A 9,409-nucleotide genomic window follows, 5' to 3' on the forward strand; every position below is an offset into this window, starting at 1 on the left:
GATTCCCCAGGTCCCGCTGAACTCGGCGCCCGGTTCGAGGCCCACGACGTCCTCCCCGGACACGAACGCGTTGGGCGGGCAGGTCATCGGCTCGACGCCCAGCCCCATCCGCGGACGCGGGGCGTGGTCGGCGGTGTAGACCTCCATCCACGGGTGCGCCTCGTCGGCCCAGAGCGCGACCGTGCGGCCGCCCCCGGACAGGGTCGCCCAGGTGCGGCCGTGGCCGTCGCGGTTGAGCCCGGTGAACGCGTTGTCGATCCGCCGGTCGCCGAACACGGGCCCGGTGCGCAGGTCGTACGGGGTGCCGGTGACGTCCAGGGACGGCCCGGACGGGATCGTCCGGTCGTCCACCGGGACGTACCGGTCGGCGCCCAGCGTGACCGTGCAGCCGTCGACGGGCTCGCCGACCGTCAGGTAGGGGTGCGCGCCGTGGCCGTAGGGGGCGGTCCGCGTCCCGGTGTTGCGCGCGGTCATCCGCACGCGCAGGCCCTCGGCGGCGTCGAGGACGTACTCGGCCTCCAGGTCGAGGCGGAACGGGTACCCGGCCGCGCCGAGCAGCCGGTGCGTGAGCCGCACCCGGTCGGGCTCGTGCTCGGCGGCCGTCCACGCCGCCAGGCGGACCAGGCCGTGGATGGCGCAGTCCCGCTCGGGCTCGGACAGGTCGAGCCGGTGCGTCTCGCCGCCGTACGCGTAGCGGCCGCGGTCGACGCGGTTCGGCCACGGGACCAGCAGGTGCCCGGACGCGGCGGGGGCCGGCTCGTCGGCGCCGTGCGTCAGCACCAGCGGGCGCCCCCGGTGGGTCAGCTCCCGCAGACTCGCGCCCGACTCGGTGACGACGGCCTGGTAGTGCCCCGCGCTCAGCGCGTACTGCTCGCCCGTCAGGGCGAGCCCCCCGGTGATCGACTCGCTCATGCGGGCGACGTTACCCCGCCGTCGCCGAGGCGGGAGCCGGCGCCCCGCCGCTCCCGCTACACCGTCTCCGCGAGGGCGTGCAGGGCGTCGGCGAACACGTTCGCGGGCGGCTCGACCAGGCCCGCGCCGACCTGGCCCGTGCCGGCCTCCCGCCCGGCGATGCCGGTGTCGATGACGGGCAGGATCCCGGTGCGGACGACGCGGGCGACGTCGACGCCCACCGGGGTGCCCCGGAACGACAGCAGCGGGATCTGCAGCACCGGGTGCTCGGCCAGGGTGATCTCGTACATCCGCTGGGTGGCGGCGACCGCGTCGGGGACCTCGCCGCCCACGAACCGCACGATCGCGGGCGCGGCGGCGAGCGCGAACCCGCCCATCCCGGCCGTCTCGGTGATCGCCGAGTCGCCGATGTCGGGGTTGGCGTCGTCCGGGCCGTAGCCGCCGAGGTAGAGGCCGTCCGGGACGCCGGCGGGGCCGGTGAACCAGCGGTCGCCCGTCCCCGACACCTGGATGCCGAAGTCGGTGCCGTTGCGGGCCATCGCCACGACGAGGCTGGAGCCGGGCACGCCGCGGGCCGCGTCCGCGCACGCCTTCGCCGCCGCCATCCCCGCGTTGAGGAAGAAGTGGTCGTTGCCCGCCGCGAACGCCAGCGCCTCGGCGGCCCTCGCCCGGGGCACCTCCTCGGCCGCCGCGAGCGCGGGCGCCAGCTCGCGCAGCAGCAGCGACGTCGCCGCCCGGTTGCGGTTGTGCAGCTCGTCGCCCATCTGCAGGGCCTGCGCGATGAGCGACATCAGGTCGAGCGGACCGTGCCGCCGCACCGCCTCCCGCAGGGCCGGGCCGAGCACCTCGCCCATCCACGCCAGCCGCTCGATCACCTCCGGCCCGTACGCCCCGTACCGCAGCACCTTCCCGAGGCCCTCGTTGAGCGAGCAGTAGGAGGTCCCGCCGTGCTCTGCGTCCTCGACCACGAGCATCCACATGGACGGGCTGACGACGCCCGCCATCGGGCCGACCGCGGCGTGGTGGTGGCACGGCTCGAACACGGCCGCGCCGCGCTCCAGCCGGCGCTCGGCGCCGCGCGGCGTCTCGGCGAGCCCTTCGAGGAGCATCGCCCCGACGAGGGCGCCGCGCATCGGGCCGGACGCGCGGTCCCACTCCAGCGGCGGGCCGGCGTGCAGGAACGTCCCCGGCTCCAGGCCGAGCACGTCGCGCGCGGGGCGCACGTCCACCAGATGCGGGCGCGCCGTCACCATCCGCCGGACGGCGCGCGCGTTGGCCTCGGCGTGGCCGGGGGCGCCGAGGACCGCCGCCAGCGCCGCCTCCGTCCCGGCGGGCGGCGGGCGCCAGTCGACGGCCTCCACCGGGACGGCCTGGTCGGCGAGCGCGCTCGCGAGCACCTCCACGCCGGTCGCGACGACGCTCGGCTCGCGCGAGAGCAGCCCGCCCAGCCGGTGGGCCCGGTGCGTGTCGCGGTGCGTGTCGCGGCGCGTGTCCCGCTCGTCGCTCATCGGGGCGTCCCTTCGACGATCGACCCGTCCACCAGCGTGAGGGCGTGCCGGGTCGCCTGCGCGTTGGAGGCGAACACGTCGGCGCCCGCCTCGCACAGCGCGACGGCCTGGCGGTCGCGGTCCTGCGGGTCGGCCGGCGTCCCGCACAACGACACCACCACGGCGAGGTCGGAGCGGTCCCGCAGCGCCGCGGCGACGGCCGGGGCGAGGGCGGCGGCCGGATCGGGCTCGGCGCCGTACCCGAGCACCACGTCCAGGAGCAGGGCGCCGCAGCCGTCGTCGGCGGCCTCGGCGCGCAGGGCCTCCAGCCGCAGCGTCGGGTCGATCATCGGGTGCGGGCGGCCCCGCGTGTAGGCGTCGTCGCCGAAGTCGGTGAACCGGTGGCCGCGCGCCTCCAGATCCCGGCCGAGCGCGTCCCGCGCGATCATCTCGGCCTCGTCGCGCAGCGTCCCGCCCGCGAACAGCCCGCGCAGCGCCCGCCCGCGCACGGGCGCGGCGGCGCGCGGGGAGGTCCAGCGGGGCCACGCCGGGACGGGCCGGCCGAGCGCCCTCAGCGCCTTCTCCGCGGCCCGCGTCAGGTCGTCCTCGCCGGGCAGCGGAAGCGCGAACACCACCGGGGTGTCCAGGCGCCGCGCCGCCTCCCGGATCAGGTCCAGCACCTGCGGCGCGGGCGGCTTGGACACCAGCACGATCAGGTCGGTGGCCGGGTCGGCGTCCAGGGCGGCCAGCGCCGCCAGCGCCGACCGTCCGCTCACCTCGGGCGACAGGTCCCGCCCGCCGACGCCGAGCACGTGGCTGACGCCGGCGCCCGCGGCGTCCAGCAGGCACATCAGCTGCTGCGCGCCCGTCCCGGACGCCGCGACGACGCCCACCGGGCCGGGCCGCACCGCGTTGGCGAACCCCAGGCCCGCACCGCCGACCACGGCGGTCCCGCAGTCCGGGCCCATCACGATCAGCCCGCGCCGCGCCGCCGCCTCCTTCAGCGCGATCTCCTGCGCGACCGGCACGTTGTCGCTGAAGATCATCACGTTGAGGCCGGCGTCCAGGGCGTCCATCGCCTCGGGGAAGACGTGCGGGCCCGGCACCGACAGCAGCGCCACGGTCGCCTCGCCCCGGGCCGCCGCGGACCCGGTCGTCCTGGCCGGCGCTGGCGCGCCCAGCAGGCCCTCCCGCGCGGGAGGGCGGGACGCCTCCCGCAGCAGTCCCTCCAGCGCCTCCCTGGCCTCGTCCAGTCCGGCTCCGCCGGGTCCCTCGTCCCCGACCCGGATCGCCACGACCAGGTCGTCGGGCCCGGCCTCGTCCGGCACGGCGAAGCCCATGCGGCCGAACATCTCGCGGTTCAGCCCGGTGCCCATCGCGACCATGGCCCCGGCGACGCCCGGCCGCTCCGACAGCCGCCGGCTCACCCGCATCAGCGTGACCGAATCGTGGTAGCCCCCCCGCCGCACCTCGACCCAGTCCCTCATACGCGCCCTCCGAGGGCGGCGCGGCAGCCGGCGAGGACGCCGTGCGCCAGGTCCGTGCCCGACGTGTGGCCGAGCGCCAGCAGGCGGCGCACGGCGGCCTGCGGCGGCTCGTGGCCGGCGACGCCGCGCAGGACGGCGGCGACCTCGGCGCCCGCGTGGCCCGCCGCCGCGCAGTGCAGCAGCGTCGCGGCCAGCGCGGTCGTGCGGGTGCCCGCGTCGGCGGTGACGGCCGCGCCGAGCCAGTCGGCCAGCCGCACCGCCCCGCCGTGCCGGACGGCGCCGCCGACCAGCCGCAGCGCGACCAGCAGGCCGCACAGGATGTCGTCGCCGGTGGGCGTCAGCCCGGGGCCGAGGCCCACGATCCGCTCCGCCGCCTCCACCGCGCCCGCGAGGTCGCCGGCGGCGCAGGCCGCGGCGAGCGCGTCGGGGTCGGGGTGCCCGGCGAGGCCGCCGCCCGACGGCCCGGCGGCGGTGAGGGCGCCCGCCGCGGTCAGTTCGGCCTCCAGGGCGCGCACGCCCCGGGCCAGCGCGTCCGGCCGCAGCCCGCCGAGCGCGGGGGAGGGATCCCACCAGCGGCGCACGCGCACGGTGAGGCCCTCCGCCTCGATCCGGCCGTCGCCGACGAACGCGTCCGCGCCCTCGCGGACGGACCGGAACGGGTGCTCGCGGCGGGTGGCGACCATCACCACAGCGTTGGGCAGGCGTCCGGCGTCGGAGGTGACGACGGCGAGCACGCGCGGCTCGGGGCCTCCCCGCATCTCCAGGTACAGCGCGGCCGGGAACACCGCGATGACGCGGGCGGGGCGGCGCGGCGGGTCGAGCAGCGGCCGCAGCGCGAGGCTCGCGGCGCCGGCGGCGGGGGGCCGGCCCTGGGGGCGGGGACGGGCCGGGAGCCGGATCGGGTCGCGGACGAGAGCGGTCACGGATCCTCCCGAGGCCGGGGTCGGCGGCCGCACGGCGTGCGGGCGGCCCGGCCTCCGGCATGACGGTAGAACGGGCCCGGCATCGGACGTATGGATAATTCTGCCAAGGATGGTTGTCATCGTTCGTCTTTGTTGTCAGTGTTGATCAGGAATCGGTAGCGATCACGCCGTTACGGGCGATGTACGCACCAAAAGGCGAGGTGACCCCTGGCATGAGTTACACCACTGCGGACCCGGGCCCACCGGCCCTCAGGCTCGCGAGTACCGGAACCCTGACCTACGGCCTGTCGGTCGGCGAGGTCCTCGGCGTCAGCACCCTGAACGGCGCCCGCCTCATCGCCGGACGAGCCGGACTCGAACGCGTCGTCCAGCGGCTGAACGTGATGGAGGTCCCCGACATCCTGTCGTGGGTCAAACCGAACGAACTGCTGCTGACCACCGGCTACCCCCTCCGCAACACCCCCCAGTCGCTCGACAACCTGGTGTCCGACCTGGACGAGCGCGGCCTGGCCGCGCTGGCCATCAAGCTCGGCCGCTACCTGGACTCGCTGCCCGCCGAGATGATCGCGCAGGCGGACCGGCGCGGCTTCCCCCTGATCCTGCTCCCGAACGACGTCGGCTTCGACGACATCCTGAACCAGGTGCTGACCGACATCCTGAACCGGCAGGCGGCCGTCCTCGCCCGCACCGAGGAGGTGCACCGGGCGCTCGTGCAGATCGTGCTGTGCGGCGGCGGCCTCCAGGAGGTCGTGGACGAGGTCGCGACGCTGCTGGACGTGGCGGTCGTCGTGCTGGACGGCGAGCAGCGGGTGCTCGCGGGCGCCGGCCCCGACGAGCACGTCCAGGCGATGCGGGCCTTCGACGCGGGCCGGCACGCGGCGTGCGGCCGCGGCGGCTGCGGCATCATCGGCGCGCACGGCACCGGAGACCACCTGGTCGTGCCCGTGATGGCGGGCGGCTTCGACCACGGCCGGATCGTCGCGTTCAGCCCCGGCGGCACCCTGCGCGGCACCGACCTCGGCATCCTGGAGCGCGCCGCGACCGTCGCCGCGCTCGTGGTGACGAAACAGCAGGCCGTCGCGGCCGTGGAGAGCAAGTACCGCGCCGACTTCCTGCGCGACATCCTCGCGGGGCGCGCGGGCGGCGACGACCGGATCGTCGCGCACTGCGGCGGGTTCGGCTGGGACCTGGACCGCCCGATGATGGTGGTCGTCGCCGAGCTGGACGGGCGCCCGCGCGGCGCGGTCTCCCCGGAGGGCGAGGGGAAGGGCCGCGGCAAGGCGGCCGAGCCCGACGGCCCGCGCGGCGTGCGCGGCGCCGAGGAGCGGGCCGCGCAGGAGCGGCTCGCCGCCGCGTGGACGGCCGCCGTCCGGCGGCACGACCGGGGCGCGGCCGTCGCGAGCTTCGCCCACGAGGTCGTGGCGATCGTCGGCGCCGAGGGCGACGACCCCGCCGAGTGGACGGCCGGCCCGGTCCAGGCGATGGTCAAGGAGGCCTCGTCGATCTTCGCCGAGCACCTGCCGGTGCGGCGGACGTTCTCCACCGGCATCAGCCGGACGGTGGCGTCGCCGGCCGCGCTGCCCGAGGCCTACGAGCAGGCGGTGAAGGCGGTGCGGGTCGGGCGCCAGCTCAACGGCGCGGGCGCGCGGGCGCACTTCGACCAGCTCGGCGTGTACCGGCTGCTGAGCCTCGTCTCCGACCCCGAGGAACTGCACGCGTTCGTCCGCGAGACGCTGGGCGACCTCGCCGCCGACGACGAGCCGGAGCTGGTGGACCTGCGCCGCACCCTCCAGGTGCTGCTGGAGACGAACCTCAACGTCGCCGAGACGGCGCGCCGGCTGCACTTCCACTACAACACGCTGCGGTACCGCATAGGGAAGCTGGAAAGGATGCTCGGAGCCTTCACCGAGGACGCCCATCTGCGACTCAACCTCACCCTCGCCCTTCACGTCCTGCGCATGCGAGGTATCTGAGGGTAGCGGCGGCGTTCCGGCGACCCCGGGACGCCGCACCGGAGCGCCCGGAGGTCCGTGCCCGGATCGGCCCGCCGGCGCACCGGCCGGTCCTCCCAATCCTGGGCGCGGGGTTTGGCAGAAGTCGCCGATGCCCGCCCAACAGGGTAGATCTACCTTGCCCGCATGACAGGCCCGCGGGAACGCGGCCGGCTGAGCAGGAGGACCCCCGATGATGATCGGCTGGAAGCTGCACGGGGACGGGCGGACCCCGCCCCCCGGGGAGGTCGTCCGCCCGGACGAGCGGCTGTCGTGGCCGCGGACCGCGGGCATCGGCGCCCAGCACGTGGTCGCGATGTTCGGGGCCACGTTCGTGTTCCCGCTCGTGATGGGCCTGGACCCCAACCTCGCGATCATGATGTCCGGGATCGCGACGATCCTGTTCCTGCTGATCGTGGGCGGCCGGGTGCCGAGCTACCTCGGCACGAGCGCCTCGTTCGTCGGCGCGGTCGCGGCGATCCGCGCGGCGGGCGGCGACAGCGCCACCGTCACCGGGGCGATCCTCGTCGCGGGCCTGGTGCTCGCGGTGGTCGGCGTGCTCATCCACGTCGTGGGCGGCGAGGTCATCCACCGGGTGTTCCCGCCGGTGGTCACGGGCGCCGTGGTGATGCTGATCGGATTCAACCTGGCCCCGGTCGTCGCCACCGTGTACTGGCCCCAGGACCAGTGGGTGGCGCTGGCGACGCTGACGTTCGCGGTGCTCTGCGCGGTGCTGCTGCGGGGGTTCTGGGCGCGGATCACGATCCTGCTGGCGCTGGTGTTCGGCTTCGTCCTGTCGTGGCTCCTCGACGCCACCGCGGGCAAGATCACCTCCGTGCTGCCGGGGCAGAACCTGCTGGACGGGTCGGGCAAGCCGTGCGCGGCCGAGGGCCCCTACTGCGTCGCCACCGCGTTCCCGCACGAGCGGGTGAGCTTCACGGGCGTCAGGGCCGCCGACTGGTTCGGCTTCCCCGACCTGCACGCCCCCGACTTCAAGACCTCGGCGATCCTGCTCGCGCTCCCCGCCGTCATCGCCCTGATCGCGGAGAACACCGGGCACGTCAAGGCCGTCGCCGCGATGACCGGCGACGACCTCGACCCGGTCCTCGGCCGGGCCATCGCCGCGGACGGCGTCGGCACCGCCCTCGCCACCGCCGTCGGCGGCTCGCCCACCACCACCTACGCCGAGAACATCGGCGTCATGGCCGCGACCCGGATCTACTCGACGGCCGCCTATCTCGTCGCCGCCGTCGTGGCGATCCTGTTCGGGCTGTGCCCGAAGTTCGGGGCCCTCGTCGCCGCGACGCCGGGCGGCGTCCTCGGCGGCATCACCGTCGTGCTCTACGGGATGATCGGGCTGCTCGGCGCGAAGATCTGGATCGAGAACCGGGTCGACTTCGGCGACCCGGTCAACCTCGTCCCGGTGGCGGCCGCGATCATCCTGGCGATCGGGAACGTGACACTCCGGGTCACCGACGACTTCCCGCTCCAGGGCATCGCGCTCGGTACCATCGCCGTCCTGGTCGGCTACCACGTCCTGAACGTGCTGCGCCGGCCGGAGGACACCGGCGGCGGCGTCATCGCCCCGGCGGAGCAGGAGATCGGCGGCCCCGTCCGGCACTCCCGGCGCGAGCCGCCCGAACCGGGTGAACCGAAGGGCGATGCGAGCTGACGGGAATGCGAGCTGACCGAGATGCGAGCTGACGGGACGGCGCGGTGAAGCCGCCTCCGTTCGGGTACCACGCGCCGGGCACGCTCGGCGAGGCCCTGGACGCGCTGGCCGCCGCGCCCGGCGGGAAGGTGCTCGCGGGCGGGCAGAGCCTCATCCCGCTGCTGAACATGCGGCTGGCCGCGCCGTCCGACCTCGTCGACGTCAACCGCGTCGCGGAACTGGACACGCTGCACGTCGGCGACCAGGGCGTGCGGGTCGGCGCGCTCGCCCGGCACGCGCGGGTGGAGCGCTCGGCGGAGGCGGCGGCCGTGCAGCCGCTGCTCGGCCGGGCGCTCCGGCACGTCGCGCACCCGGTGATCCGCAACCGGGGGACGGTCGTCGGCAGCCTCGCGCACGCCGACCCCGCCGCCGAGATGCCCGCGGTGCTGGCCGTCCTCGGCGGGACGGTCGAGGCGGCGTCGGTGCGGGGGCGCCGCACCATCCCGGCCGCCGCGTTCTTCCGCGGGCCCCTGGAATCGGCGCTGGAGCCCGGCGAGTTGGCCGTCTCGGCGTTCTTCCCGGCCGCGCCGCCCCGCACCGGCACCGCGTTCGCCGAGACGGCGCGGCGGCACGGCGACTACGCGCTGAGCGGCGTCGCCGCCGTCGTCGGCCTCGACGAGGACCTGCGGGTCGCCTCCGCCCGGGCCGGGTTCCTCGGCATCGCGCCGACGCCGCTCGTCCTCGACCTGACCGGAGCCGCGGGTCCCCGCGGGGACTGGGCGGCGGCCGCCGCGCACGTCCGCGAGCGGATCGATCCCGAACCCGACATCCACGCGGGCGCCGCGTACCGGCGCCACCTGACCGGCGTGCTCACCGCGAGCGGTCTCGGGCAGCGAACCTCGGAGATCAAACTGCTGGACGGCTGGCTGCGCGCCCGCCAGATCCAGGTGCCCGGCCA

The 9,409-nt window shown here is 76.0% G+C and carries 7 protein-coding genes; 3 read left to right on the top strand and 4 right to left on the bottom strand.

Features of this window, described 5'->3' with window-relative positions; all coding sequences use genetic code 11:
• From AB0C69_RS31555 to AB0C69_RS31570, 4 genes are all read right to left on the bottom strand, one after another.
• A partial coding sequence (locus AB0C69_RS31555; protein WP_360358655.1) for an aldose 1-epimerase family protein occupies positions 1 to 912 on the bottom strand: 912 nt, incomplete at its 3' end.
• Positions 913 to 968: 56 nt separating this feature from the next.
• Entirely contained in the window at positions 969 to 2,420 is a 1,452-nt protein-coding gene (locus AB0C69_RS31560) for a DUF1116 domain-containing protein (protein ID WP_345184679.1), read from the bottom strand.
• On the bottom strand, positions 2,417 to 3,886 hold the full coding sequence (locus AB0C69_RS31565) for an FdrA family protein (RefSeq protein WP_360358656.1): 1,470 nt from the start codon (positions 3,884 to 3,886) through the stop codon (positions 2,417 to 2,419). Before AB0C69_RS31565 ends, AB0C69_RS31560 begins: the two co-directional genes overlap by 4 nt.
• Positions 3,883 to 4,809, bottom strand: a complete 927-nt coding sequence (locus AB0C69_RS31570) for a DUF2877 domain-containing protein (RefSeq protein ID WP_360358657.1) — start codon at positions 4,807 to 4,809, stop codon at positions 3,883 to 3,885. Before AB0C69_RS31570 ends, AB0C69_RS31565 begins: the two co-directional genes overlap by 4 nt.
• A gap of 212 nt (positions 4,810 to 5,021) precedes the next feature.
• On the opposite strand from AB0C69_RS31570, the gene AB0C69_RS31575 reads away from it, so the two are divergent.
• The 3 genes from AB0C69_RS31575 to AB0C69_RS31585 form a co-directional block, all read left to right on the top strand.
• Positions 5,022 to 6,782, top strand: coding sequence for a PucR family transcriptional regulator ligand-binding domain-containing protein (locus AB0C69_RS31575; protein ID WP_345175606.1), 1,761 nt, complete (start codon positions 5,022 to 5,024; stop codon positions 6,780 to 6,782).
• A gap of 211 nt (positions 6,783 to 6,993) precedes the next feature.
• The gene (locus AB0C69_RS31580; RefSeq protein WP_360358658.1) at positions 6,994 to 8,472 is read left to right on the top strand and encodes a solute carrier family 23 protein; all 1,479 of its coding nucleotides are present in this window, start codon (positions 6,994 to 6,996) and stop codon (positions 8,470 to 8,472) included.
• Positions 8,473 to 8,516: 44 nt separating this feature from the next.
• Positions 8,517 to 9,409 (top strand): xanthine dehydrogenase family protein subunit M (locus AB0C69_RS31585; protein ID WP_360358659.1); only part of this gene is annotated, 893 nt, incomplete at its 3' end.

Source organism: Actinomadura sp. NPDC048032 (assembly GCF_040653175.1).
Classification (GTDB): Bacteria; Actinomycetota; Actinomycetes; order Streptosporangiales; family Streptosporangiaceae; genus Spirillospora; species Spirillospora verrucosospora.